This window comes from Pseudomonas sp. S5D5 (assembly GCF_003013355.1).
Classification (GTDB): domain Bacteria; phylum Pseudomonadota; class Gammaproteobacteria; order Pseudomonadales; family Pseudomonadaceae; genus Aquipseudomonas; species Aquipseudomonas aylmerensis.
On sequence record NZ_PTEO01000001.1, the window covers coordinates 3,690,092 to 3,713,956 of the forward strand.

Consider the following 23,865-nt stretch of genomic DNA (forward strand, 5'->3'; position numbering starts at 1 on the left):
ATCGCCCGGACTATCAGTGCGTACCGGGGTTCGCACGCAAGTGAGCGACCTTCTGCTCCAGGCCACTCCATGCCGGCGCGTTCGGCGCAAACTGCCCGCGCAGATAGCCAACCAGTTCCGCCACCTGCGTGTTCGACAGGCTGTCCTTGAAACCCGGCATGTACCCCAGGTCCTTGGTCGCAGGGTTGCTGATGCCTTGCAAAATCACCTTGATCAAATTATCCGGCTGATCGCTGTGCACATTGGTATTGGTCGCCAATGAGGGGCTGACCCCAAACAGCTTCGGCCCCAGGCCGTCGGCATGGCAGGCCTTGCACGAGCCCTCGAACACGCGTCGGCCATTCGGATTCGGCACCGTCACCGCGGCGGCGACCTTGGCCTCGGCCGCCGCCTCGCCATTCAGCGACGCCAGGTACACCGCCATCGCGCGGATATCCGCCTTGGGCAACTTCGCCAACTCACTCACCACCGGGCCCATCGGGCCGGCCGCCACCCCGTGCGCCTCGGAATAGCCGGTGCTCAAATAGGTGAACAACTGCTCTTCGGTCCACGGTGTCGGCGCCTTGGACAACCCCGTCAATGCCGGCGCTTCCCAGCCATCCACTATGCCCCCCGCCAGGAACGACTGGCCGCCCTTCTCCGCGCCCATCAGGTTACGCGGCGAATGGCAGGCGGCACAGTGCCCCAGGCCATTGACCAGATAGTTGCCACGGTTCCACTGCTCACCGCGTTCAGGCTGTGGCGTGATCTCACCGCGCCGCAGGTTCAGCGCATTCCAGCCCGCCATCAACGGCCGGATGTTGAACGGAAAGCGCATGGCATTCGGTGTCGGCGCCTGGCTGACCGGGGCCTGGGACATCAGGTAGGCATACAGGGCCTGCATGTCGGCATCGTCGATATTGCGAAATGCGGTGTAGGGAAACGCCGGGTAGAGGTTGCGCCCATCACGGCCAATGCCGTCGCGCATCGCTCGCTCGAACGCCGGGTACGACCAGGCGCCGATGCCGGTTTTGACATCCGGGGTGATGTTGCTGCTGTACAGCGTGCCGAAGGGCGTTTGCATTGCCAGCCCACCGGCATTGGTCGCGCCACCGGGCGCCGTGTGGCACACCGCGCAATCGCCGACGGCCGCCAGCAGGCGCCCGCGTTCCAGGGTGGCCTTGGACCAGGTGCCGGCGCTGGGCGGCGCTATCGGCGCGATCTCGGGGTGAAACGGCCAGGCCGTGGCCAGCAGCGCGCCCAAGCTCGCGAACAGTGCACCGAACCACCATTTGCGGCGTTTTTGCGGCGACTTGGCCGGCTCACCCAAGGTGCCGGCGTTCAACGCCGCCAATACGCGCTCCGGGGTGATCGGCAACTCGCGAAAGCGAATCCCGGTGGCATCGTAGATCGCATTGGCAATCGCCGCCGCGCTGGGCACCGAGGCTGACTCACCGGCGCCCATCGGTGGCTGGTCCTGGCGCGGCATCATCAGCACGTCGATCTGCGGCACCTGCGGGAACGTCAGGATCGGATAACCGCCCCACTCTTTGCTCGCCACCGTCGACTCTTCAAAGGTCACGCGCTCCTTGAGCACGCGGCTGGTGGACTGGATCACATTGCCGTGGATCTGATGCTGCACCCCCGCCGGGTTGATCATCATCCCCGAATCATGACCGATCACCACCCGCGTCACCGACACATCGCCGGTCTGCTTGTCGATCGCCACGTCCGCGACCCAGGCCGCCCATGCCGCGCCGAAGCCGGGAAACTTGCTGTGGATGTAGCGCGCGTAGGCAAAGCCACGGCCACGCAGCAGGTGGTCTGGATTGGCGGTCTGCATCGGTGCGGTGCGCGGCGACCAGTTGGCGCGTTCGGCGGTGGATTTCACCAGGTCGATGGCGCGCTCGTCCTTGAGGTAGCGCAGGCGGTATTCCACCGGGTCGACGCCAGCGGCAAACGCCAGTTCATCGATATAGGATTCATGCGCGAAGGTATTGGGCAACGCCGACACGCCGCGCATCCACGACGCACGCACGATGGGCGCCATGTCGTTGATGGTCACGCGCATGTTGTCGATGTCGTACGGCGGGATCGAGGTGCGGTCGCCCATTTCGAACATCGCCGCCACCGGCTCCACGCGCCCCGTCAGCAGCAATGCCAGGGTCGGCGCGCCGTTGGACGGGTAGCTGGTTTCGAAGTCATAGGCGGCGATGCTGCCGTCGGCGTTGAGGCCACCGTCGACGTCCATCAACTGCCCGGTGCCCTTGGGTTCCCACAAGTGTTCCTGCTCGCGGGTCAATTGCACCCGCACCGGCTTGCCCACCGCGCGCGACAGCAGCAAGGCGTCGGCGCAGACATCGTCAGCGCAGTTACGCCCGTAGCAGCCGGAGGCTTCCATGCGGATCACGTCGATCAGCGCTTCATCGCATTCGAGCAGCCATGCGAGGTCAGCGCGCAACAGGTGCGGGTTCTGGCTGCCGGACCAGACGCGACTGCCACTGGCTTGGTAGTCCGCCACGCCACAGGACGGGCCGATCGAACCGTGCATCTGGTAAGGCCACAAATAACTGCGCGACAAGCGCTGGCTGGTACCCGCCAGCGCTTCATCGACATTGCCCTGGTCGAGAACAGTGCGGCGCACCCGTGGATTGTCGCGGATGGCCTGTTCCACATCGCTCATGTCCGGCAACCCATTGTTCCAAGGTTTCCAGTGCACCTGCAGCGCTTCGGCGGCCTTGATCGCCTGCTCCTCACGCAGCGCCACCACGCCGACAAAATCGCGGATCACCACGACTGCGACGATGCCGGGGATATGCGCGATGGAGGCCTCGTCCACGCGCAGCAGGCTGTTGCCGACAAACTCGCCGCAATCCAGGCCGGCGTACGGCGGGCGGATCACCCGCCCATGGAGCATGTCGGGCACGCGCATGTCGTGCACATAGGTCAGTTCGCCGGTGGCCTTGCCGGGAATATCCACCCGCGCAGCACCCTTGCCCACCAGGCGGTAATCCTCGACGGCCTTGAGCGGTGCGTCGCCGCTGATGCGCAACTGGTCGTGCTGGCCGCTGACCAGTTCGCCGTAGGTGGTGGTGCGCCCGTCCGCCGTTTGAATCACACCGGCGTCGACCTTGAGGCTGGCGGTGCTTACTCCCCAGCGCCCCGCCGCCCGCGCCAGCAAGAAGCGCCGCGCTTCGGCGGCCGCATTGCGCAAGGGCACGGCGGAAATCTGCAAGGTCGCGCTGGCAATCGTCGCGCCCTGGTTCGGCACGCGCTCGGTGTCGCCAAGCACCATCTTCACCTGGTCCATGCCCAGGTCGAGTTCTTCGGCGACGATCTGCGCCAGCGAAGTGCGGATGCCGGTGCCCAAATCCACATGGCCGTTGAATGCGTACACCAGGCCGTCGTCGTTGACGGCGATAAACAGCCCCAGTTCCTTGGGCTTCACGGTCGGCGTACCGCCCTTGGCCACCGGGCCCGAAGGCGGCAGCACGTCATCGACGATCAACAGGACGCCGGCCTTGGCCAGCCACTGGTCACGGGAAAGCGGAGTGTCGGTCATGGTCATCAATCCACGGTCATGAGGCGAGCGGCACGCAGCACCGCGCGGAGGATTTCGATATGGGTGCCGCAGCGACAGAGGTTGCCCGACAGCTCGTTGCGCACCTGGGCTTCGCTGGGGTTGGGGTTACGGTCGAGCAAGGCCTTGGTGGTCATGATCATGCCGTTGAGGCAATAGCCGCATTGCGCGGCCTGCTCATCGATAAAGGCCTGCTGCACCGGATGCGGCGCCTGGCGCGTGCCGAGGCCTTCCAGGGTGACAATCTCGCGCCCCACCGCGCCGGACAGCGGGAACACACAGGAACGCGCCGCCACGCCATCGATGATCACCGTGCAGGCACCGCACTCGCCCAGGCCGCAGCCGTACTTGGGGCCGTTGAGCTGCAGGTCATTGCGCAACACCAACAACAGCGGCGTATCCGCCATGGCGCTGACGTCGCTTTGCTGCCCGTTGACCTCAAGCGTTACCGTGATGTGCTGGCTGATCATTCGCTTCGCTCGTAACAGTTGGTGAAGTAGTCACTACACTAAACAGTCAAAAAAAAGCGCCGCGGACCTGGGGTCTCACGACACACTTGACTGATGAAGTGGCTGCTACATCAACCTGGAGCAAAAACGGTGCCAATGGGGGGGGAAGTGGTTAACAGACTACCTGTGGTGAACTGACTTATTGTGGTGAACAGACTGCCTGTGGTGAGCAGCCTTCTTTGTGGTGAACAGACTGCCTGTGGTGAGCAGCCTTCTTTGTGGTGAACAGACTGCCTGTGGTGAGCAGCCTTCTTTGTGGTGAACAGACTTCCTGTGGTGAGCAGCCTTCTTTGTGGTGAACAGACTGCCTGTAGTGAGCAGTCTTCTTTGTGGCGAGCGGGCTTGCCCCGCGTTGGGCTGCGAAGCGGCCCCAAAACCACACTCCGCAATTCTTCAGCAATAACTCAGCATGCTTGAAAGGGGCCGCTTCGCGCCCCAACGCGGGGCAAGCCCGCTCACCACAAGCAAGCCTGCTCAACATAAGCAAGCCCGCTCACCACAAGCAAGTCTGCTCACCACAGGGACGTTTGCTGAGCACCGCTGGTCAGCTCACAACCCTGCCGCCCTACTCCTGCGGATCCTCGATCATCTTGCGCAACAGAAACAGCACTGCCACGCGTTCGGCGGGGTTGAGGTTGCTCATGGTCAATTCACTGATCTGCGCAGCACGCGGCGCGGTTTGCGCGACCAGTTCGGCGCCGGCCGGGGACAGGTCGACCACGACTTTGCGCTTGTCCTGCGGGTCGGGCTCAAGCGTGATCAATTCCTTGGCCTTGAGCCGCTCGACGATACCGCGAATGGTCGCCTGGTCCACTGCCGTGGCCTTGACCAGTTCAGTCAGCGAACTTGCACCGTGATCGCGCAGCGCACACAGGGTGACGAACTGCACGGCGGTGAGCTGGGAGTCGCCGACATTCTGCTGAAAAATCGCCAGGTGACGCTGGTAAGCCTTGCGCAACAGGTGGCCAACTTGCTCAGAAAAAACGTAGGAATCAGGCACGGCGAAGCTCAGTGGGTGGCTAGCGATGGGGAAGCATGATGGCGAGGTTGTCGCAATGACTCAAGGATCTCATTGCCGGAACGCAGTCGAAATGTGGGAGCGGGCTTGCTCGCGAATGCGGTGTGCCAGGTGGCGCATTGTTGACCGACGTAGCGCATTCGCGAGCAAGCCCGCTCCCACAGTGGGTATTCAGCGTGCCAGGGAGGCTGGCGGTGCGACCACATCGCCGGCGATGACGACGGCCTGGTCATCCAGGTACACATCGCAATTGCGCAGCGGAATGTCCATGTGGCACGGCGTCTTGCGCGTCCCGCCCACTTCGGTGTTCGGCCCGGTGGAGAAGAGGAAATTGCCGTAGAACGCCCGCGCGTCCATGCACATGCCGTCGTTCTTGTCGTGCAGGCCCATGGCAGTCCACTGCGCCCGAGGCTGCAGGCCCCAGCCGATGTGGGAGATGCCGTACACCTCGGGGTCGTTGAAGTACTTCATGTAGTCGCGCAGGTACTCGGCCTCGAATCCCCCATGGATACCAGTGATAAAGCCCTTCTCGATCTCCAGGGTGATCTTCTCGCGGGTGTAGGTCTTGAACGGCAGCAGGATGTCGCCGATGTCCAGCACCAGCACGCCCTCGGCGGTTTCTTCGTTGGGCCAGGAGAACAGGAAGCCGCTGGGCCAGTGGTCCCAGCGCCCAGGCTCGTCGGCAAATCCGTACTCGGTCACCGACGGGTATTGCCCCAGTGCAGCGCGAAAATCGCTGCCGGCACGCGACTTCACATGAATCGAGCGCGCCTGCTTCAACAACTGCTCGGCAGCCAGCACACGCACCTTGTCTTCCTCGGTAGGCAGCATCCGCGCCAGCACTTCCGGCGGCTCCACGGCCAGCAGGATACGTGTGCCGGTCTTGAGGATCTGCTCCTGCTCCGGCGAATGCAGCAACATCATCGTGTCGACAATCAGGTCGGCCGCCTCCAGCGCGCGTTGCGCGGCGATATTGCCGGTCAGCGCCGTGTCGCCGCAGTAGGCAGTCATGTCATTGCCCATCGCCCGTGGGTGATTGAACGATGGCAACTCCACCGCATACACCTTGGCCCCCAGGCGCTGCGCCGCATCCATCGCCGCGCGCACGGTGCGCGGGTCGGAGTAATGGCTCTTGAGCACCGCGACGCTCTGCGTCGGGTCGACCTTCGACAGCGTCAGCACGTGTTCAAACATCTGGGTCAGTTCGCAATCGCTTACCGGCATTTTCCTGTCTCCTCTGGGGCTGCACCACGTTCAGGCACCGCGCTTCACTCTGGTGCATTTTTATAGCGTATACGCCATTTAATAACGATAAGACCTGAATTGAAGGCGAACTGCAAGCACCACACCAAAACGTTACCTTTCCACACAAACCCAACAGATAAAGGGTAAAAAGCGTTACAGATGAAAATAACGGTTGAAAAATAAATTTTTAAAGGTGGGCTTCCCATTTCAAAAAATGAGCGTATACACTTTAAAAACCTTGCGGACAGACGCCGCCGACAATCAACAAGAGAGAGGATCACGCCCCATGGGAAGCACACAAAAAATCGCCATCGTCGGTGCCGGCCTGGGCGGCGCGGCTGCAGCCACCCTGTTGCAGCAAGCCGGTTTCGATGTGGACGTGTACGAGCAGGCGCCGGAATTTTCCCGACTGGGCGCGGGGATCCACATGGGCCCCAACATCATGAAAATCTTCCGGCGCATGGGCATCGAAAAGCAGCTGGACCTGATGGGCTCGCACCCCGAGCACTGGTTCAGCCGCTGCGGTGAAAGTGGCGACTACCTCTCGCGCATTCCACTCACCGGCTACGGCGCGTCCTACATCACCGTGCACCGTGGCGACCTGCACGCGCTGCAGATGTCCACCCTCAAGCCCGGCACCCTGCACTTCAACAAGCGCCTGGAAACCCTCGAAGAAACCGACACCCAGGTGCGCCTGACCTTCGCCGACGGCGAAGTGACCTACGCCGACATCGTGATCGGCGCCGATGGCATCAATTCAAAGATCCGCGAAGAACTGCTCGGCGTGGAAAAACCGCTGTACAGCGGCTGGGTTGCGCACCGCGCGCTGATCCGTGGCGACCAGCTGGCCAAGTACGACCTCAAGTTCGAAGACTGCATCAAGTGGTGGACCGAAGACCGCCACATGATGGTGTATTACACCACCGGCAAGCGCGACGAGTACTACTACGTGACCGGCGTGCCGCATGCCGAATGGGACTTCCAGGGCGCGTTCGTCGACAGTAGCCGCGAAGAGATGTTCGACGCGTTCAAGGGCTACCACCCCACCGTGCAGGCGCTGATCGAGTCCACCGAAAGCGTGACCAAATGGCCGCTGCGCAACCGCAACCCGTTGCCACTGTGGAGCCGTGGTCGCCTGGTGCTGCTGGGCGACGCCTGCCACCCGATGAAACCCCACATGGCCCAGGGGGCCGGCATGGCCATCGAAGACGCGGCGATGCTTACCCGCTGCCTGCAGGAAACCGGGATCAGCGACTACCGCACCGCGTTCCAGCTCTACGAAGCCAACCGCAAGGAGCGCGCCTCCCGCGTGCAGGCCGTGTCCAACGCCAATACCTGGCTGCGGACCCAGGAAGACCCGGCCTGGGTCTACGGCTATGACCTGTATGCCCAGGAACTGAAGTCGGGGGTGGCCGCGTGAGCACCTACCTCTACGGCGGCAACGTCCAGGCCAACGGCATTCGCCAGCACTACCTGCGCTACGGCGGCAAAGGCCCGGCGCTGATCCTGATCCCCGGCATCACCAGCCCGGCGATCACCTGGGGCTTCGTCGCCGAGCGTCTTGGCGCGCAGTTCGACACCTACGTGCTGGACGTACGCGGTCGCGGCTTGTCGTCGACCGGGCCCGAACTGGACTACAGCGCCGACACCTGCGCCGAGGACATCGGTGCCTTTGCCGACGCACTCGGCCTTGAGAGCTACCACCTGATGGGCCACTCGATGGGCGCGCGCTTTGCTGTTCGCAGCGCCGTGCTGCATCCCCAGGGCGTCAACCGCGTGGTGCTGATCGACCCGCCCGTCTCCGGCCCGGGTCGCCGCGAATACCCGAGCAAGCTGCCGTGGTATGTCGATTCGATCCGCCAATCGCAGGTCGGCATGGATGCGGAGGCGATGCGCGCCTTCTGCGCCACCTGGACCGACGAGCAGCTGCAGCTGCGCGCGGAATGGCTGCACACCTGCTACGAGCCCGCCATCGTGCGTGCCTTCAATGACTTCCACAGCGTGGATTTCCACCAGCACCTGCTCCATCTGAAGGCCCCTGCCCTGTTGATGGTGGCCGGGCGTGGGGGCGTGATCCTCGATGACGACATTGCCGAAATCCAGGACCTGCAACCCGGCATCCAGGTCGCCCGTGTGCCGAATGCCGGACACATGATTCCCTGGGATGACCTCGACGGTTTCTTCCACGCCCTCGGCGACTTCCTCGAACAATAACCATGGAGACCACCATGCAGAAGCCTTACCGCATCGGCCAGATCGTGCCGAGTTCCAATACCACCATGGAAACCGAGATCCCGGCGATGCTCACCGCCCGCCAGGCGATCCGGCCCGAGCGTTTTACCTTTCACTCCAGCCGCATGCGCATGAAGCAAGTGCGCAAGGAAGAACTGGCGGCCATGGACGGCGAGTCCGACCGTTGCGCCGTCGAGCTGTCCGACGCCAAGGTCGACGTGCTGGGCTACGCGTGCCTGGTGGCGATCATGGCCATGGGCCTGGGTTACCACCGCAATTCCGAACAGCGCCTGCGCAAGGCCACTGCTGACAACGACGCCAACGCCCCGGTCATCACCAGTGCCGGCGCGCTGATCGAAGGCCTCAAGGTGATGGGTGCCAAGCGCATCGCGATTGTCGCGCCGTACATGAAGCCGCTGACCGAACTGGTGGTGAACTACATCCGTGAAGAAGGCTTCGAGGTGGTGGACTGGCGTGCGCTGGAGATTCCCGACAACCTCGAAGTGGCCCGCCACGACCCGGCCAACCTGCCGGCCATCGTCGCCGGGATGAACTTGGAAGGCGTCGACGTGATCGTGCTATCGGCCTGCGTGCAGATGCAGTCGCTGCCAGTGGTGGCCAAGGTCGAGGCGCAAACCGGCAAACCAGTGCTTACCGCCGCCATCGCCACCACTTACGCCATGCTCAAGGCCCTGGACCTGGAACCCATCGTCCCCGGCGCGGGCGCCCTGCTGTCTGGTGCTTATTGAGGGAGCGAGGGAGTGGCTGAGACTTTTGTGGTAGGCGCGCTTGTTTTGTTGTGAGCGGGCTTGTTGTGAATTGCAGGCTTTTTTGTGGACTGCAGGCTTGTTGTGGTGAGCGGGCTTGCCCCGCGTTGGGGGGCGAAGCCGCCCTGAAACCAGGCACCGCGGACTGCCTGAAAGACCTCATGGGCTCTATTGGGGCGGCTTCGCCACCCAACGCGGGGCAAGCCCGCTCACCACAAAAAAAGCCCGCTCACGACAACAAGCCTGCTCACCATAAAAAGCTCGCTCACCACAAAAACAGAGCCTGTGCACCACCCATCAATGAGGGTCGAACATGACTGAACAATCCGCCGACGCCAACTATCAAGGCGTCTGGGGCAACCGTATCGGCTTCGGCAAAAAAGCCGCATTGCTGATGATCGACTTCATGCAGGGCTACACCACCGAAGGCGCGCCGCTCTATGCCCCCGAAGTGGTGATCGCCGTGGCGGAAAGCGTCGAGCTGCTGGCCACCGCACGCCGGCACGGGATTGCGGTGGTACACACCAATATCCGTTACCATCCCGGCCATTTCGCCGACGGCGGCATCTGGGTCAAGAAGGCCCCGGTGATGAAAGACATGGTCGAAGGCAACCCGCTCGCGGCGTTCTGCGTCGAGGTGCTGCCCCAGGCCGATGAAGTGGTGATCACCAAACAATACGCCAGTGCGTTTTTTGGCAGCAGCCTGGCCCCGATGCTGCACGCCCAGGGTATCGACACGGTGGTCCTCGCCGGCTGCTCCACCAGCGGCTGCATTCGTGCAACGGCGGTGGACGCGGTGCAACACGGGTTTCGCACCATCGTCGTGCGCGAGTGCGTCGGCGACCGACACCCCGCGCCCCACGAAGCCAACCTGTTCGATATCGACAGCAAGTACGGCGACGTGGTGAGCAAACAGGAGGCCATGAGCAAATTCAGGGAGCAATAAGACGGTACCGAGAACCGCGCCATAGAGCGCGGTCTTGAAAAACTGAGGCCCAGGCCTTGGAATGCAGTCCCCCGTGGGAACCGATCCCTGTGGGAGCCGGGCTTGCCCGCGATGCAGACGCTGCGGTGTATCAGCTACACCGCGTCGATGTCATCGCAGTCAAGCCCGCGCCCACCCAGGCCGGTTCCCACCCGTGATCGCCTCCAGGCCCCCTCAGTCTTCTGACACTGCCTTTGGAAGTCGCTTCTACAGCACTCCGAAGTGCTGAAAGAAAAGCGGCTGTATAAAAACCATAAGTCACCGCCAGGAGACACCCCGATGCCCATTGCGAATGCAGCGCCCGCGACCACGGTCGCCGACCCGGTCAACACGCTTTACCACAAGATCACCTGGAAGCTGATTCCGTTCCTGTGTTTCTGTTATCTGGCCGCGTACCTCGACCGGATCAACATCGGTTTCGCCAAACTGCAGATGCTCGACCAGTTGCAGTTCAGCGAAACCGCGTTCGGCCTTGGCGCCGGCCTGTTCTTTGTCGGCTATATCCTGTTTGAAGTCCCGAGCAACCTGGTGCTGGAACGGGTCGGTGCGAAGATCTGGATCGCGCGCATCATGATCACCTGGGGCCTGCTGTCGGCCTGCACCATGCTGGTCACCTCCACCACCCAGTTCTACATCCTGCGCTTTCTGCTCGGCGCCGCCGAAGCCGGCTTCCTGCCGGGCGTGCTGTACTACCTGACCACCTGGTTCCCCACCTACCGACGCGGGCGCATCATCGCGCTGTTCATGATCGGCCTGCCGCTGTCCAGCGTGATCGGCGGGCCGTTGTCCGGCTGGATCATGGGCCACTTCGATCACATGGCCGGCCTGCGCGGCTGGCAATGGCTGTTCCTGATCGAAGCCGTGCCCAGCGTGCTGCTCGGCGTACTGACGTTCTGGGCACTGCCCAACACCTACCAACAGGCCAAGTGGCTGTCGGACGAAGAAAAGGCCCTGCTGGAAACCGAGCTGCGCAAGGACGACGCCGACAGCAACGGCAGCAAGCACAGCTTCCGTGACGGTTTCTTCAACCTCAAAGTGTGGATGCTCGGCGGTATCGACTTCTCGATCCTGCTCAGCGCCTACGCCATGGGCTTCTGGATGCCGACCTTCATTCGCAACGCCGGGGTCACCGACACCTTCCATATCGGCATCCTCACCGCGCTGCCAAGCGTCGCTGCACTGCTGGGTATGCTGCTGATCGGCGCCAGTTCAGACAAACACCGCGAACGCCGCTGGCACATCATCGTGCCGTTTTTCATCGGCGCCGCCGCGATGGCCACCAGCACGTTCTTTACCCACAACGTCGCGGCCACCGTCGCCTTGTTCGCGATTGCCTCGGCGGCGATCATCGGCGCGGTGCCGGTGTTCTTCAGCCTGCCGGCGACCTTTCTCAAAGGCACCGCCGCGGCTACCGGCTTCGCCCTGGCCTGCTCGCTGGCGAATATCGCCGGCCTGGTGAGCAACTCGTTGATGGGGGTGGCGATCGACGTCACAGGCAGCAGCGCGGGTGCCTTGTGGTTTTTCGCCGGCTGCCTGATTCTCAGCAGCTTCCTGGTCATCGCCTTGCCGGCGAAACTGGTGAACCGTTGATCACACCCACTCTTTCGGATGAACCACCATGCAAGGCTTTCTGAAACGCTGTGCCCTGCTTGTCGCGGTCGGCCTGTGTGCCGGCACCGCGCAGGCAGCGGAAAAAGTCATCTTCGACACTGACTTCAATGTGCTCAACGATGACGGCCAGGCCTTCATCATGCTCGCCCAACTGCACGCGCAAAAACGCATCGACCTGCTGGGCATGACCTTGGTCAGCGGCAACGCCTGGGTCGACCAGGAACAGGTCGACGCCCTCAAGGCCGTGGAGCGCATGGGCGTGGAGAAAGAGGTCGGCGTGTATTCCGGCGCCGCCTACCCGCTGCTGCATGACTACGCCACCTACGAGGCGGAAAAAGCCCTGTTCGGCTCAGGCTGGCCGGGAGCGTTCAAGAACCCGCGACCGACCTCGCCCTCCCAACTGGTCGCGCCACCGGATGGCCTGGCGACCCACACCCAGCTGCGCAAGGAAACCGCCGCGCAATTCATCGTCGACAGCGTAAGGGCCAACCCGCATCAGGTGACGATCCTGGCGGTCGGCCCGCTGACCAACGTCGCCCTGGCGATCCGCTCGGCACCGGACATCGTGCCGCTGATCAAGCGCATCGTGTACATGGGCGGTGCCCTGGAGATTCCGGGCAATACCACGCCGGCAGCGGAGTTCAACTGGTGGTTCGACCCGGAGGCGGCGAAGATCGTGTTGCGCGCGCCCATCGAACACGTGATTTTCCCCAACGACGTGTGCGAGAAGGTCACCTTCGACAAGTCGGTGTACCAGCGCGTGATTGCGCAGAAAGGCGCGATTGCCGACCTGTACAAGCATGAGTTCGGCCCGTTGTTCGACAAGGACCCCAGCTACCACAGCTTCACCTGGGACAGCCTGCCGGCGCTGTACCTGGTCAACCCGCAGATCGTGACCGAGTCGCGCAAGTTGTGGGTGGATGTGGACGCCACCTTTGGCGCCGACTACGGCCGCGCACTGGGCTACAAGAAAGGCGCCCCGGTAGGCACGCAGAAGGCCAAGGTGGTGTTCGGGGTGGATCAGAAGACATTCTGGGACGGCTACGTCAACCTCGTGACCCTGCCGACGCCGGTCAAGCACTGACCGGCTGCGCGCTCCCACCTTGCATGGGAGCGCGCAGGCCTCAACCTGCCAGCGCAAACCCGCGCTGCAGGTCCTCGATCAGCGCCGCCACATCTTCCAGGCCGATATGCAAACGCACCACCGGGTTCAACGCCCGGTCGGATGCGCTGTCGCGGTCCTGGGTGTCGGCCACGGTGACCAGGCTTTCATAGCCGCCCCACGAAGCCCCCAGGCCGAACAGCTGCAAGCCGTCGATAAAGCGTTCGACGTAGCCGGCATCGGCACTGGCCAACTCAAACGACAACAACCCATTGCTGCCGGTGAAGTCGCGACGCCATAGCGCATGCCCCGGATGCTCGGGCAGCGCCGGGTGGAACACGCGCTTGACCTGCGGCTGCGCCTGCAACCACAGGGCGATGTCCACGGCCTGGCGTTCGTGCACATCCAGGCGCGACGCCAGGGTGCGGGCACCGCGCAGGATCAGGTAGGCATCGTCGGCACTCACCGAATTGCCGAAGGTGTCACTCATCTTGCCCAGCGCCGGCCAGGCGGCCTCGGTGGTGCACACGCTGCCCATCATCACGTCACTGTGCCCGCCGAGGTATTTGGTCAGGGCCATGATCGAAATGTCCGCGCCCAATGCCAGTGGCCGGTACAGGTAGCCTGAGCCCCAGGTGTTGTCGACGGCCAGCAGGATGTTGCGCGGCTTGCACAACGCCGCAATCGCAGGCAAATCGCACAGTTCATACAGCAGCGAGCCCGGCACTTCGGCGTAGACCAGCCGGGTATTGGCTTGCAGTTGCGCCTCCACACCCTTGCCATCCGGCGAGAAGTAACTCACCTCGATGCCGAAGGGCTGGAGAAACTCGCAGGCCAGTTTGCGCACCGGCGAGTACACCGCATCGGTGATCAGCACATGATCGCCGGGGCGCAGATAGGCCAGGAACACCTGGGCCGCTGCCGCCAGGCCCGTGCCGTAGAGACGCGTGCGATAGCCACCTTCGAGTTCGCTCACCAGATCTTCCAGCGCGTGGGAGGTCGGGTTGCCGCGCGCGCCGTAGGTCAGCACGCGCTCGCTGTCGCGGCGGGCACGGGCGTCGCGCATTTGCGCCAGGTTGTCGAACAGCACCGTGCTCAGGCGGGTGATCGGCACATTGACCGCGCGGCCGCCGTGGCCCTTTTCGGTACGTGCGGCGTGGATCAACCGCGTGCGCACGCGTGACGGCGGCGCCAAGGGTTTGAGGCTGGCGATTTCCGCCTCACTCATTTGCGCCAACAGGCCGATTTCCCAGGCCAGGTACTGGCGGGCGGCGTCCTTGTTGCCGCTATGGCGGTCGTGGGTGAAGAACAGGAAGTCGATGCACTGCGCGTCGGGCGGGTTTTGCGAGTCTTCGTTGACCGGCAGGCCAGCCGCTGCCCAGGCAGTGAGGCCGCCGTCGAGCAATCGAGCCGACAGCCCTTGGGCCGCGAAGGCCGCCACTGCAGGGTCATCCGCCACCAGCACCAGCGGACGCTGATCGGTTTTAAGCTGCGCACGAATCGACCAGGTAGCACCGGCAATATGCCCCTTGCGATACACCATGCTCGGGCGCAGATCGACCAGGTTTACCTCACTCAATTGCGCCGCCAGCGCCTCTGGGCTGATCAACGGCAACGGCTCATACGCCACCGGCTGCAACACCGGCAGGGCCAGGCCACTGTCGATACCACCGCTCAGCACGTAGGCCTCATGCCCCAACTGCCGCAGCCAGCTGGCGACAATCGGTGCGCGCACGCCATCGCTGTCCACCAGCACAATGCGCGCCTGGCGCACGCCGATGTACAGGTCGGTGGACTGGATCAACTGCCCGCCCGGCGTGTGTTGCGCGCCGGGCAACGTGCCCAGGGCAAACTCTTCGCCAGTGCGCACGTCACACAGGAACAGGCTGCGTTGCGCGTCATCGGCCCATTGGCGAACCTGATCCGCCGACACCGTCGTCACCCCTGCCCGCTCAGCCAGTTGCCGCGCAGCCTGGCGCTGGGAGGCCAGGTCGCCGTTGACCTGCTCGGCGTAGCGGCGGGTGCTGCCATGCTCCAGCTGGAAGTCTTCCAGGTACCAGCCCTGGGTGCCGTTTTCCAAGGCGTAGATCGGGTTTTTCAAGCCCAGGTTGATCAGCGTCTGCGCGCCGATAATGCTGCGCGTACGCCCGGCGCAGTTGACCACGATCGGCGTGCGGTCATCCGGCACCAGGTCATGCACGCGATAACCCAGCTCGCCGTTGGGGCAGCAGATCGAACCGGGGATGGTCATCTTGCGGTACTCCTCGAACGGCCGCCCGTCGAGCACCACCAGCGGCTCGCCACGCGCCTGCCACTCGGCCAGTTGCCGCGCGGTGACGTGAGGCGTGTGGCTGGCCTCCTCGACCAGCTCGCCAAAGGCCTTGGACGGCACATGCACCCCGGCAAACAGCTGCAAACCGGCGGCCTGCCAACCCTGGGCGCCACCTTCAAGCACATGCACGCGGCGGTAGCCCAGCGCCTGCAACCGCGCCGCCGCCAGTGCCGCGACTTCACCGCCATCCTGGTCGTAGATCACCAGGCGCACCTGCGGGTTGGGCGCCAGGCGGCGTACCTCCAGCTCCAGGCGGCTATAGGGCAGGTTCACCCCATGGAACAGGTGGGCCTCGCCGTATTGCCCGTGTTCGCGCACGTCGAATACGGCGATTTCCTGCCCGTCGAACAGCCATTGCTGCAGTTGACTTGGGGTGATGGTCTGGCTCATGGAAGTCCCAACAAAGTAAGAAAAGAGTTACTGCAACGCCAACGAACGTTCGCCCGGTGCCACTTCGCGCCCCTTGGCATAGGCACGCTGCACCGCCGGCCGCGCCTGGATGCGCAAGCGCCAGGCCTGGATATGCGGGTAGTCCACCAACTGCTGGCCCTGGCGCAACGGCTGGATCCACGGAAAAATCGCCATGTCTGCCACCGAGTACTCGCCGGCCACATACGGCACTTCGGCCAGGCGCTGCTCCAGCACCCGGTACAGGCGCGTGGCTTCGGCATTCAACAGGTCGAGGGCGAAGGCAATCGGCTCGGGGGCCTTCTCCTTGAACAGCTGCAACTGGCTGAGATACGGGGTGATATGCCCGACCTGCCAGAACAGCCATTCCTGGACCTTCTGCCGCTCGGCAGTGCCGGCCGGTGGCAGGAATTGCCCGGCGCTGTCGGCCAGGTAATTGAGGATCGCGCCGGACTCGAACAGGCTCAACGGCACCTCGGGACGGTGGTCGACAATCGCCGGGATACGCCCGTTGGCGCTGATGCGCTGGAAGTCGGCGTGCTTTTGCTGGCCTTCACGGATATTTACCGGCACCAGGCGGTAATCCAGGCCCAGCTCTTCGAGCAGGATCCCGACCTTGAGGCCGTTGCCCGTGGGCCAGTAGTACAGATCAATCATAAAAACCCCGCCCTTTGATCATTCCCACGCTCTGCGTGGGAATGTCGTTTGGGACGCTCTGCGTCCCGGTGTCTGGCGTGACGCAGAGCGTCACAACCTGCGTTCCCACGCAGAGCGTGGGAACGATCCTCAGGAGTGCTTACAAATACGCCTTGATGGAAGGCGCCATCTGCGAGGCGTTGTAGTTGAGGATGCGGCCGTCCGCTTCCACGCCATACCGGCCGTTCAGCGACTCCAGCGGCAAGCCGTAGAGGTGGAAGTGCAGCGTCGCCTGCTCGCCTTCAACCTTGATGCCGTGCAGGTCTTCACCGAGGAACGAAATCGAGGTGCCCGGTTGCACGATCACTTCTTTCTCAAGCGTCAGGGTGGTGAAGCCCGGCTCACGGCCTTCATCACTGCGGGCGTAGACGTAGTTGATTTCCTGGCCTTCCACCGCACTGATGATTGCCCACGTCTCGTGGTTATGCGCGATTGTGCTTTTGCCCGGCAACAGCGAGTTGAGGTACAGCGTCGGAGTGTCGCCATCGTCATTCAGGCGATAGCGGAACGCGGTACTGCCCTGCCCCGGCACCGGCGCGGGGAATTCATCGAAGTTGAACAGGTCGCGCCGCTCGGCGAGGTTTTCCAGCAGGCCGACGATTTCCATCAGGGCCGCGCGGTCTACGCCGCGCTGGTTGATGACGCGGATTTGCTGCAGGAACGCTTCGATAACAGCAGCACGGTTTTCGCTACTCATGACGGTTTTCCTCTTATCAGACTGACAGGCTGTAACGGCTCAAATTGGTCAACAGGTACGGATCATGGGCGATCGGGCCACGGCGCCCGGAGTCGCCCAGGGCATGGCGCAGGAACGTCTGGGTGCGTTCGCTGGCCGGGTTCTGGAAAATCTGCGCGGCGCTGCCATGCTCGACAATCACACCGTTTTCGGTGAAATACACGACGTCGCTGATCTCTTCGGCGAAGCGCATTTCGTGGGTGACCAACACGCAGGTCATGCCCTCTTCGGTCAGCTCGCGGATCACCGTCAGCACTTCGCCGACGGTTTCCGGGTCGAGTGCCGAGGTCACTTCGTCGAACAGGATCAGTTCCGGGCGCATCGCCAGGGCACGGGCAATCGCCACGCGCTGCTGCTGGCCACCGGAGAGCTGGCCGGGATACGCGTCGGCCTTGTGCTCCATGCGCACCTTGGCCAACAGCGCCCGCGCGTCTTTTTCTGCATCGGCACGATTGCGCCCGAGCACCTTGCGCGGGGCGATCACCAGGTTCTCCAGCACCGACAAGTGCGGGAACAGGTTGTATTGCTGGAACACAAAACCGACGCGCTTGCGCAACTCGATGCGCTGGGCTTCCTGGGCCAGCGTGTCGACCTGGGTCTGGCCGACGCGGATGCTGCCGCGCTGGGGCTGCAACAGCCCGGTGATGCAGCGCAGGATCGTGGACTTGCCCGAGCCCGACGGGCCGATGATCGACACCGCCTGGCCGCGCAGCACCTCAAGATCGATGCCCTTGAGCACCGGGTTGGCGCCGAACGACAGGTGGACATCCCGCAGGCTCACCAGGGGTTCAATAGAAGGCATAGCGGCGCTCCAGGTGTTGGGTGAGACGGGAAATCGGGTAGCAATAGGCAAAGAACAGCACCAGCAGGCTGAGGTAGATCACCACGGTAAAACCGGTCATGTTCACGGTGTTGCTGGCAATCTGCGCGGTGTCGATCACGTCATGCACGCCCACCAGCGACGCCAGCGCGGTGCCCATGGTGACCACCGCGTAGAGGTTCATCCACGGCGGCAACATGCGCTTGAAGCACTGCGGCAAGATGATCGAACGGAACAGCTGGCCACGGGTGAACGCCAGCGAACGCGCGGCTTCCCACTGGGTGCTGGGGATCGAGCCGATGGCGCCGCGAAAGATTTCCGCGACGTTGGCACTGGCCGGCAGGGCCAGGCCTATCGTGACCTTGATCCAGTCGGGAAACGACACGTAGCTGCTGCCGATATGAATCTCGAACGGAAACACGTAGGTGGTGAAATAGATCAGTACCAGCCACGGCGCATTGCGAAATACCTGCACCCACAGCCGCGCGACAACCCCCAATGGCGATAGCGCCAGGGCGCCGATCAACAGGCCCAGCACCGAACCAATGCCAATCGCCAACAGGCTGATGAGGATGTTCTGGCCAAAGCCTGCAACCAGCGCCGGCGACCATTGCAGCAAGGCCGACAGCACCGGGAATGAATCAATGGCCATAGCCGGGCATCCTCAGGCGCGCTTCGAGCCAGCGCCCCACACAATTGACGATAAAACTCAGCAGGCCGAAGAAGCTCAGGATCAGGATCATCAGCTCCAGCACGTTGTCGCTCTGGGTCCAGATCATGATCGCGGCGTAGGTGATGTCACCCACCGCAATCGCCGAGGCCACGGCGGTCATCTTCACCAGGTCGATCAGGTTGTTGATCAGCGACGGCAAGGCAAAACGCAGGGCCAGCGGCAACTGCACATTCCACAATAATTGACGGCTGCTGAAGGCCAGCGAACTGGCGGCTTCGAGGGTCACGGCGGGCACCGCCTCGATGCCGGCGCGCAGGGCCTCGGCATGGAATGCGCCCTTGTGCAGGGAGATGACGATCACCACCCAGGCGAACGGCGTGAGCGGGTTGGCCGCGCCGACCGCCTGGGTCAGCAGCATGTTCAGCACCAGGAACGCGCAGTACAGCTGTACCAGGGTCGGCGTGTTGCGCGTGACCTCGATAAACACCCGCGCCGGCTTGGCCAGCCACGGGTTGCCGGACGTCAGCATCGCCGCCAGGCTGATACCCGCGAGCAGGCTGCCGATAATGGTGAACAGGCACAGCAGCCCCGTGGTCAGCGCGCCCTGCACCAGCGTGCCGCGCTGATAGGCATCCAGCAGAAAGTTGTAGTTCAGGCCGATACCGGCAGCCCAGTGGACGAACAGCTCCATCATTGCAACTTCCCGCAGGCGGTCGCGATCCGCCGCCCTGCTTCGGCGACACTCTCGGTCGCGGTGGCAATCGACAGGCGAAACCACGGCGACAACCCATAGGCGCTGCCTGCCACCCCGGCCACGCCCTCCTCCAGCAACCAGGCGACCACGTCGCCGTCGTTGTCGATGCGCTGGCCATCGGGACGAGAACGCCCCAGCAGCCCGGCGCAACGCACGAAGACGAAGAAGCCGCCCTGGGGTTCCAGCACTTGCAGACCGTCGACGTTTTCCAGCGCGGCGACCAGGATGTCCCGGCGCAATTGATACGCCGCAACCTGCTCGGCGAGAAAATCCAGTCCGCCGGTGTAGGCCGCCAACGCCGCCGCCTGGCCAACCGAAGAAGCACCGGAGGTCGATTGCGATTGCACCACCGCCATGGCGTCGGTGAGGGTTTTCGGCCCCGCGCCAAAGCCGATGCGCCAGCCGGTCATGGCGTAGGTCTTGGACACACCGCCCACCAGCAGGCACCGGTCCTGCAGGTCCGGAGCGACGTTCAACAGGCTCTGGGCCGGACGACCGTCGAAGCGGATGTGTTCATACAGTTCATCCAGCAGCACCAGCACCTGGGGATGGCGACGCAGCACCGCGGCCAACGCCTGCAACTCGGTGGTGCTGTACACCGCGCCGCTGGGGTTGCCCGGGCCGTTGAGAATCAGCCAGCGCGTGTGCGCACTGATGTGCTGTTCCAACTGGGCCGGCAGCAGCTTGCAGCCCTGCTCCAGCCCGCATTCGATCAAGACCGGCTCGCCCCCGTTGAAGCGCACGCTGTCGGGAAATGACGGCCAGTACGGCGTCGGCACCAGCACTTCATCGCCGTCATCCAGGGTGGCGGCGAAAGCATTGAAGATGATCTGCTTGGCGCCGTTGGCGATCACAATCGACGCCAGCGGATAATCCAGGTGGTTTTCTGCGGCCAGCTTGCGCTGCACCGCCACCCGCAAGGCCTTTACGCCCGGCGTCGGCGTGTACTTGGTGGCACCCGCAGCGATGGCCGCATAGGCGGCCTGCTTGATGTGCTCCGGGGTGTCGAAGTCCGGCTCGCCGGTGGTGAGGTCGAGGATGTCACGACCGGCCTCCCGCAGTTCGGTGGCGCGGGACTTGGCGGCGGCATTGGCGGACAGCGACACTCGCTGCACGCGCCGGGACAGGCGTACGGTCATGGCTGCACCTCGAGGACTTTGCCGGGATTGAGCAGGTTGTGCGGGTCCAGCGCCTGCTTGATGCGGCGCATCAGGTCCAGTTCCACCGCGCTTTTATAGCGACCCAGCATGCCCACCTTGCGCTGGCCGATGCCGTGCTCGGCACTGATCGAGCCGCCATGGGCATGGGCGCTGTCGTGCACCATCGCGCTCAACTCGGCGTACTGCGCCATGTGCGCCTCCACCGTCGAATCGAGTGGATGCGCCACGTTGTAATGCAGGTTGCCGTCGCCGAGGTGGCCGAAGGTGAAATTGCGCACGCCGGGGAAATGCTGCTGGAGCACGGCATCCGTGTGCGCGACGAAGGCCACCACCTGGGAAATCGGTACCGAGATATCGTGCTTCATATTGCGCCCGGCGCGCTTTTGCGCCTCGCTCATGTTCTCGCGCAGCAGCCACAGTGCTTCGCTTTGCGCCAGGCTTTCGGCAATCAGCGCGTCTGCGATCAAGGCCTGCTCGAAGGCTTCACCGAGCACGCGCTCAAAGGCTTCGCGGGCATGCTGTTCGCCGTGGTTGTCGGAGAGTTCGATCAAGGCAAACCACGGCTGGCTCGCGCCCTTGAACGGCTGCGGGCCGTCCGGGAACTGCTCGCGCAGCAACGCCAGGCAATCGGCGCTGAGCAATTCGAAGGCCGTGAGATTGGCGCCAAAACCGGCGCGGGCGTGGGACAGGAACGCCACGGCCTGGGCCAGTTGGTCAAAGGCCAACAGCGCGGTGGCCTGGGCCAAGGGCTGCGGGAACAGCTTCAGGGTGGCCGCGGTGATAATGCCGAGCGTGCCCTCGCTGCCAATGTACAAATCGCGCAGGTCGTAGCCGGTATTGTCCTTGCGCAGACCGCGCAGGCCATGCCAGATCTCGCCTTCGGCGGTCACCACTTCCAGGCCCAGGGTCAACTCACGGGTGTTGCCGTAACGCAGCACGGCCGTGCCGCCGGCATTCGTGCCGAGGTTGCCGCCAATCGTGCAACTGCCCTCGGCACCGAGGCTCAGGGGGAACAGGCGGCCGGCAGCGCGGGCCACGTCCTGCACGTGTTGCAGGATGCAGCCGGCCTCCACCGTGAGGGTGTCATTGTCGGTATCGACCTGGCGCACGCGGTTCATGCGGTCGAGCAGCAGCAACACCGAACGCCCGCTGGCATCCGGCGTGGCACCGGCCATCAGGCCGGTGTTGCCACCCTGCACTACGATCGGCGCCTTCAACGCCACGCAGGCGCGCACCACCGCCGCCACTTCTTCAGTGTTGGCCGGGTGCACCGCCGCAATCACCTGCCCGGTGTAGCGCCCCTGTTTGTCGGTGAGGTACTGCGCCGCCTCGTCACTGCTGTGTACATGGGCCGCGCCGAGCAGTTGTTGCAAGGTGGCGAACAACGCATCACTCATGGCTGTAGTGCTCGTGCAGGTCGCGCAGGGCCTGGGACGGCGCCATGCCGGTACGCTCGCCGAGGGCGATCAGGAAGCCGCTCTTGTGCCAGTCGCGCACAATGGCATCGAGCTTGGCCTGGGTGTCGTGTTCGCCCTTGCGAATCCAGATCACCGATTTGGACGGGATCAGGTCGCCCGGCAACGGGATCTCATAACCGGCCCACTCGGCATCGCTGAGCAATGCGTGCATGGTCGGGCTGACGTGCACCGCCGCCACGCAGCCATTGCCGCGCAGCGACAACAGCGATTCGGACTGGCTGCGGAACGCCTTGATCTGCGCGCCGTAGGTCTCCTGCAGTGGCTTGATGAAGTTGCTGCCTTGGGACACGCACACCGGCTTGTCCTTGAGGTCGGCCCACTGGGTGATGCCCGCGCCCTTGCGAATCAAGGCCGCGCCGCCGACTTCTTCATACGGCGTCGGCACGTAGTCGAGGATCTCGGCGCGCTCTTCGGTGAACTGCATATTGGCGATCAGGATGTCGACCTTGCCCTGCTGCAGGAACTGCACGCGGTTGGGCGCCAGCACCGAGACTGTCCGGGTCTCGACGCCCAGCGCCTGGCCGATGCCCTTGGCCAGTTCGACGTTGTAGCCCAGGTGCTCGCCAGTCTTCGGGTCGAGGGTGCCGAACGGCGGACCACTGAGAATCACACCGACGCTGATGGCGTGGCGCTGCTGGATCTTGTCGAGGGTAGCGTCGGCGTGTGCGAAGCCGGCGCACAGGGCCAGGCCGAGTGCGGCCAGGGTTTTGATCTGCATGCTCAGGCGCCCTTGAACTGTTTTTGCAATTCCACCAGGGCCGGCGACGCCGGGCTGATGCGGTTGCGGGTCTGGGCGTCGATCAGCCAGCCACTGCGGTGCAGTTCCTTGACGATCGGGTCGAGCTTGGCCTGGGTATCGTTTTCGCCGCGACGGGTCCAGATCACCGACGGTGCCGGGTTGAGTTCCGGGCTGATCGCGCGGTAATCCTTCCATTCGGCGCTGTCGTTGATCAGCGGGTTGATCAGCGTGGAGTCATGCACCGCCGCCACGCAGTTGTTGCCACGCAGCGCCAGCAGTGATTCGGAGGAGCTCTTGAACGCCTTGATCTGCGCGCCGAGCTCGGTCAGCGGCTTCACATAGCTGCTGCCCTGGGAGGTGCAGACGGGCTGGTCCTTGAGGTCTTCCCAACGGGTGATCTTGCTGTCCTTGAGCACTGCGGCGGTGCCGCCGATGCGGTAGAACGGGGTCGGGACAAAACCGAGGATCTCACCGCGCTCGGCGGTCCACTCCATGTTGGCGATCAGCAGGTCGACCTTGCCCTGTTGCAGGAACTGCACGCGGTTGGCCGGCAACACCGGCACCAGTTGCACCTGGGCCTTGAGTTGACGCCCCAGCTCGTTGGCCAGGTCGACGTTCAAGCCCTTGGGCTGTTGCGTGGCCGGGTCGATGCTGCCGAACGGCCCGCCGGACAACAGCACGCCGACCACCAGCACATGGCGCTGCTCGATCTTGTCCAGGGTCGCATCGGCCTGCGCCGCCACACTGCCGCCCAGGGCGATCATCGACCCAAGGGCCACCGGCAACCATTTCTTCAACATCATTGGACTTCCCCCTGGCTAATGATCGGCGTACCCCGACCTGATGGAGGGGCATGCTAGGGAGTGTGCAGGGGCAACGGAAATGCAAATATCTCATATCGTTATAACTTGCCGTATCTGCACGACCTGCAGTTTCGGCATAACCCATGATTTACTGGGCGCGGTAAAAATCTGCTTCACGCATACATAAATATCTGTAATGTTTAACTTCACACCCTTGATGTAAAACCGCCCCTGGAAC

20 protein-coding genes are annotated in these 23,865 nt (G+C 63.6%); 6 read left to right on the top strand and 14 right to left on the bottom strand.

The window, feature by feature from the left end; translation table 11 throughout:
* Window positions 1–13: 13 nt before the first annotated feature.
* The 4 genes from C9990_RS16915 to C9990_RS16930 all read right to left on the bottom strand — a co-directional run bounded on the left by C9990_RS16915 (window position 14) and on the right by C9990_RS16930 (window position 6,310).
* Window positions 14–3,541 (bottom strand): molybdopterin cofactor-binding domain-containing protein, encoded by a 3,528-nt coding sequence (locus C9990_RS16915; protein WP_106805677.1) that lies wholly within the window; start codon window positions 3,539–3,541, stop codon window positions 14–16.
* A 5-nt stretch (window positions 3,542–3,546) separates the two neighbouring features.
* Entirely contained in the window at window positions 3,547–4,029 is a 483-nt protein-coding gene (locus C9990_RS16920) for a (2Fe-2S)-binding protein (RefSeq protein WP_106804026.1), read from the bottom strand.
* 604 nt (window positions 4,030–4,633) lie between these two features.
* Window positions 4,634–5,068, bottom strand: coding sequence for a MarR family winged helix-turn-helix transcriptional regulator (locus C9990_RS16925; protein ID WP_065904969.1), 435 nt, complete (start codon window positions 5,066–5,068; stop codon window positions 4,634–4,636).
* Between the two features lie 189 nt (window positions 5,069–5,257).
* Window positions 5,258–6,310, bottom strand: a complete 1,053-nt coding sequence (locus C9990_RS16930) for a 2,5-dihydroxypyridine 5,6-dioxygenase (RefSeq protein WP_106804027.1) — start codon at window positions 6,308–6,310, stop codon at window positions 5,258–5,260.
* 307 nt (window positions 6,311–6,617) lie between these two features.
* On the opposite strand from C9990_RS16930, the gene C9990_RS16935 reads away from it, so the two are divergent.
* From C9990_RS16935 to C9990_RS16960, 6 genes are all read left to right on the top strand, one after another.
* Window positions 6,618–7,751 carry an FAD-dependent monooxygenase gene (locus tag C9990_RS16935; protein WP_065904961.1) on the top strand — a complete coding sequence of 378 codons (1,134 nt, stop codon included), beginning with the start codon at window positions 6,618–6,620 and terminating at the stop codon, window positions 7,749–7,751.
* Window positions 7,748–8,545: an alpha/beta fold hydrolase gene (locus C9990_RS16940; RefSeq protein WP_106804028.1), complete on the top strand. Its 798-nt coding sequence runs from the start codon at window positions 7,748–7,750 to the stop codon at window positions 8,543–8,545. Before C9990_RS16935 ends, C9990_RS16940 begins: the two co-directional genes overlap by 4 nt.
* Before the next feature lie 14 nt (window positions 8,546–8,559).
* On the top strand, window positions 8,560–9,312 hold the full coding sequence (locus tag C9990_RS16945; protein WP_010210656.1) for an Asp/Glu racemase: 753 nt from the start codon (window positions 8,560–8,562) through the stop codon (window positions 9,310–9,312).
* 331 nt (window positions 9,313–9,643) lie between these two features.
* A complete protein-coding gene (locus C9990_RS16950) occupies window positions 9,644–10,276 on the top strand; it encodes an N-carbamoylsarcosine amidohydrolase (protein WP_106804029.1) in 633 nt (210 codons plus the stop codon).
* Window positions 10,277–10,594: 318 nt separating this feature from the next.
* Window positions 10,595–11,905 carry an MFS transporter gene (locus C9990_RS16955; RefSeq protein WP_106804030.1) on the top strand — a complete coding sequence of 437 codons (1,311 nt, stop codon included), beginning with the start codon at window positions 10,595–10,597 and terminating at the stop codon, window positions 11,903–11,905.
* Between the two features lie 28 nt (window positions 11,906–11,933).
* The gene (locus C9990_RS16960) at window positions 11,934–13,010 is read left to right on the top strand and encodes a nucleoside hydrolase (protein WP_106804031.1); all 1,077 of its coding nucleotides are present in this window, start codon (window positions 11,934–11,936) and stop codon (window positions 13,008–13,010) included.
* A 40-nt stretch (window positions 13,011–13,050) separates the two neighbouring features.
* Here the strand turns inward: C9990_RS16960 and metC are convergent, their stop codons facing one another.
* The 10 genes from metC to C9990_RS17010 form a co-directional block, all read right to left on the bottom strand.
* Window positions 13,051–15,750 carry a cystathionine beta-lyase gene (gene metC, locus C9990_RS16965; protein ID WP_106804032.1) on the bottom strand — a complete coding sequence of 900 codons (2,700 nt, stop codon included), beginning with the start codon at window positions 15,748–15,750 and terminating at the stop codon, window positions 13,051–13,053.
* Between the two features lie 27 nt (window positions 15,751–15,777).
* Complete coding sequence (locus C9990_RS16970) at window positions 15,778–16,425, bottom strand: glutathione S-transferase family protein (protein WP_106804033.1); 648 nt, start codon at window positions 16,423–16,425, stop codon at window positions 15,778–15,780.
* A gap of 139 nt (window positions 16,426–16,564) precedes the next feature.
* Window positions 16,565–17,161: a cysteine dioxygenase gene (locus C9990_RS16975; protein WP_106804034.1), complete on the bottom strand. Its 597-nt coding sequence runs from the start codon at window positions 17,159–17,161 to the stop codon at window positions 16,565–16,567.
* 16 nt (window positions 17,162–17,177) lie between these two features.
* Window positions 17,178–18,002, bottom strand: coding sequence for an amino acid ABC transporter ATP-binding protein (locus tag C9990_RS16980; protein WP_065904950.1), 825 nt, complete (start codon window positions 18,000–18,002; stop codon window positions 17,178–17,180).
* The gene (locus C9990_RS16985; RefSeq protein WP_106804035.1) at window positions 17,989–18,672 is read right to left on the bottom strand and encodes an amino acid ABC transporter permease; all 684 of its coding nucleotides are present in this window, start codon (window positions 18,670–18,672) and stop codon (window positions 17,989–17,991) included. The genes C9990_RS16980 and C9990_RS16985 overlap by 14 nt, the downstream gene beginning before the upstream one ends.
* Window positions 18,662–19,387 (bottom strand): amino acid ABC transporter permease, encoded by a 726-nt coding sequence (locus C9990_RS16990; protein ID WP_106804036.1) that lies wholly within the window; start codon window positions 19,385–19,387, stop codon window positions 18,662–18,664. Before C9990_RS16990 ends, C9990_RS16985 begins: the two co-directional genes overlap by 11 nt.
* Window positions 19,384–20,586: an aminotransferase class I/II-fold pyridoxal phosphate-dependent enzyme gene (locus C9990_RS16995; protein WP_106804037.1), complete on the bottom strand. Its 1,203-nt coding sequence runs from the start codon at window positions 20,584–20,586 to the stop codon at window positions 19,384–19,386. The genes C9990_RS16990 and C9990_RS16995 overlap by 4 nt, the downstream gene beginning before the upstream one ends.
* Window positions 20,583–22,004, bottom strand: coding sequence for an FAD-binding oxidoreductase (locus tag C9990_RS17000; protein WP_065904942.1), 1,422 nt, complete (start codon window positions 22,002–22,004; stop codon window positions 20,583–20,585). Before C9990_RS17000 ends, C9990_RS16995 begins: the two co-directional genes overlap by 4 nt.
* Window positions 21,997–22,803, bottom strand: a complete 807-nt coding sequence (locus tag C9990_RS17005) for a transporter substrate-binding domain-containing protein (protein ID WP_106804038.1) — start codon at window positions 22,801–22,803, stop codon at window positions 21,997–21,999. Before C9990_RS17005 ends, C9990_RS17000 begins: the two co-directional genes overlap by 8 nt.
* 2 nt (window positions 22,804–22,805) lie before the next feature.
* On the bottom strand, window positions 22,806–23,627 hold the full coding sequence (locus C9990_RS17010) for a transporter substrate-binding domain-containing protein (RefSeq protein WP_106804039.1): 822 nt from the start codon (window positions 23,625–23,627) through the stop codon (window positions 22,806–22,808).
* Between the last annotated feature and the right edge of the window lie 238 nt (window positions 23,628–23,865).

What these genes read in the sequence shown, in the direction of transcription:
- C9990_RS16915 (WP_106805677.1), bottom strand. Translation starts at nt 3,541, where the DNA reads ATGACCGACACTCCGCTTTCCCGTGACCAGTGGCTGGCCAAGGCCGGC.
- C9990_RS16920 (WP_106804026.1), bottom strand. Translation starts at nt 4,029, where the DNA reads ATGATCAGCCAGCACATCACGGTAACGCTTGAGGTCAACGGGCAGCAA.
- C9990_RS16930 (WP_106804027.1), bottom strand. Translation starts at nt 6,310, where the DNA reads ATGCCGGTAAGCGATTGCGAACTGACCCAGATGTTTGAACACGTGCTG.
- C9990_RS16935 (WP_065904961.1), top strand. Translation starts at nt 6,618, where the DNA reads ATGGGAAGCACACAAAAAATCGCCATCGTCGGTGCCGGCCTGGGCGGC.
- C9990_RS16945 (WP_010210656.1), top strand. Translation starts at nt 8,560, where the DNA reads ATGCAGAAGCCTTACCGCATCGGCCAGATCGTGCCGAGTTCCAATACC.
- C9990_RS16950 (WP_106804029.1), top strand. Translation starts at nt 9,644, where the DNA reads ATGACTGAACAATCCGCCGACGCCAACTATCAAGGCGTCTGGGGCAAC.
- C9990_RS16955 (WP_106804030.1), top strand. Translation starts at nt 10,595, where the DNA reads ATGCCCATTGCGAATGCAGCGCCCGCGACCACGGTCGCCGACCCGGTC.
- C9990_RS16960 (WP_106804031.1), top strand. Translation starts at nt 11,934, where the DNA reads ATGCAAGGCTTTCTGAAACGCTGTGCCCTGCTTGTCGCGGTCGGCCTG.
- metC (WP_106804032.1), bottom strand. Translation starts at nt 15,750, where the DNA reads ATGAGCCAGACCATCACCCCAAGTCAACTGCAGCAATGGCTGTTCGAC.
- C9990_RS16970 (WP_106804033.1), bottom strand. Translation starts at nt 16,425, where the DNA reads ATGATTGATCTGTACTACTGGCCCACGGGCAACGGCCTCAAGGTCGGG.
- C9990_RS16975 (WP_106804034.1), bottom strand. Translation starts at nt 17,161, where the DNA reads ATGAGTAGCGAAAACCGTGCTGCTGTTATCGAAGCGTTCCTGCAGCAA.
- C9990_RS16980 (WP_065904950.1), bottom strand. Translation starts at nt 18,002, where the DNA reads ATGCCTTCTATTGAACCCCTGGTGAGCCTGCGGGATGTCCACCTGTCG.
- C9990_RS16985 (WP_106804035.1), bottom strand. Translation starts at nt 18,672, where the DNA reads ATGGCCATTGATTCATTCCCGGTGCTGTCGGCCTTGCTGCAATGGTCG.
- C9990_RS16990 (WP_106804036.1), bottom strand. Translation starts at nt 19,387, where the DNA reads ATGATGGAGCTGTTCGTCCACTGGGCTGCCGGTATCGGCCTGAACTAC.
- C9990_RS16995 (WP_106804037.1), bottom strand. Translation starts at nt 20,586, where the DNA reads ATGACCGTACGCCTGTCCCGGCGCGTGCAGCGAGTGTCGCTGTCCGCC.
- C9990_RS17000 (WP_065904942.1), bottom strand. Translation starts at nt 22,004, where the DNA reads ATGAGTGATGCGTTGTTCGCCACCTTGCAACAACTGCTCGGCGCGGCC.
- C9990_RS17005 (WP_106804038.1), bottom strand. Translation starts at nt 22,803, where the DNA reads ATGCAGATCAAAACCCTGGCCGCACTCGGCCTGGCCCTGTGCGCCGGC.
- C9990_RS17010 (WP_106804039.1), bottom strand. Translation starts at nt 23,627, where the DNA reads ATGATGTTGAAGAAATGGTTGCCGGTGGCCCTTGGGTCGATGATCGCC.